At 61.1% G+C, this 1,323-nt stretch carries 1 protein-coding gene; it reads right to left on the bottom strand.

Going from position 1 to position 1,323, the window contains the following annotated elements:
• Positions 1-34: 34 nt before the first annotated feature.
• Positions 35-1,323 (bottom strand): IS4 family transposase (locus tag AC1DS6_RS42620; RefSeq protein WP_477104808.1); only part of this gene is annotated, 1,289 nt, incomplete at its 5' end.

Raw genomic sequence — 1,323 nt, 5'->3', positions numbered from 1 at the left:
CAATCCACCCAAGTTAAGCATCAACAATTAGGCATCAACAGGCCTTATAAGCAGCATGTCGATGAGGTTTGTGGCGAGGCGGACGAGGCTTGGCGCGATCCGGCCGCACGCGATGGATACGTGTTGCGATCACGGCCAAGGTCTCATTCAGAGCGGCCTTGGCCCAGCGCAAGCCGAGCAGCGCCGCTGACAGGACAGGTTTGAGGGCGGTGATGGCGTAGGCACGGTTGATCCGATGCTCCGAGCCAATCTCATATTCCTGTGCGGCGGTGAGGCAGCACAGGGCGTGGAGGTTGTCGCTCAGGATTTTGGCGCCGAAGTCCTGCCTGGCAGCCAACTGCGACAGGCCGGACAGGTGTTCGAGTGCCATGCGGTGTTTGAGACGTTTAAACGCCTCCTCCAGGCGCCAGCGCTGATGGTAGAGATCGCGGAAGGTGGCAGCCGGATATCGGTGCATGTCGAGCAGATTGGTGATGAGCACGCGCACCTTACCGGCTGGCGAGATCTGCCGGATCAGCCGAACGGTCTGCGGGGAAGCCGCACACTCATAGTCGCGCGCGTCAATGCGGGCTGGAGCCGGGAGCGTAACGATGGCCTCGACACGGTCAGAGCGCACGAAGCGCCGTACGGCAGCAAAGCCGCTGCCGTCGGCGCGCATGCAGAAAGGGATGTTTCGTTGGTTGAGCACGGCCACCAGCCAGCGGGCTGGGTAGCCGCGGTCGAGCAAAAGCAAGTCGTCGGATTGCAGGCGGTCCAGATGCTCGAACAGGATCTGGCGTTCGTTCTCGTGCACGCTGTGCAGTGACGCGGTGAGCATGATCTCGGCCTCAGGCAGGTACAGGCCAAAGGCGAGTTGATCGCGGGTGGCGGCTCGAGGGAGATGGCTGTGGCGGATGGCGAAACGCAGGTGTGAGGCGTCCGCGGCGACCAACCGAAAGCCATGCCAGCGTGGCAAATGTTTGGACACTTGCTGAAGCAGCCAGTCATTGAGGTGAGCAAAGACATCGCCGCTGAGTTTGCTGCGAGCCTGGGCGAACGCTTGTTCACTGACGCGTCGGCACAAGGTATTTTGGCGGGCGAGTGCGGCGAAGAATTGATCGAGTTCGGCTTGCACCCCCATGCGCAAGTTGCCAAGCATGAAGGTGATCAGTGTCGGCAGGGTGAGCTTACGCTGACGGGTGAATGCGGCCGGATGTTCGGGATGACGGGCCAGATCGCGAAAGACCTGGGTGTGCAGATATTGGGTAAGCGTAGCGAACAGATCGGACAGGGGCATCAGAGCCAAGCGAAGATCGAGAAATGATCCTCTATTGGCCGCCGCCC

It is taken from the genome of Cupriavidus sp. 05L310, assembly GCF_056398185.1.
Note: the sequence above shows the minus strand (reverse complement) of the source record. Positions and strands in the feature narration are given on the sequence as shown.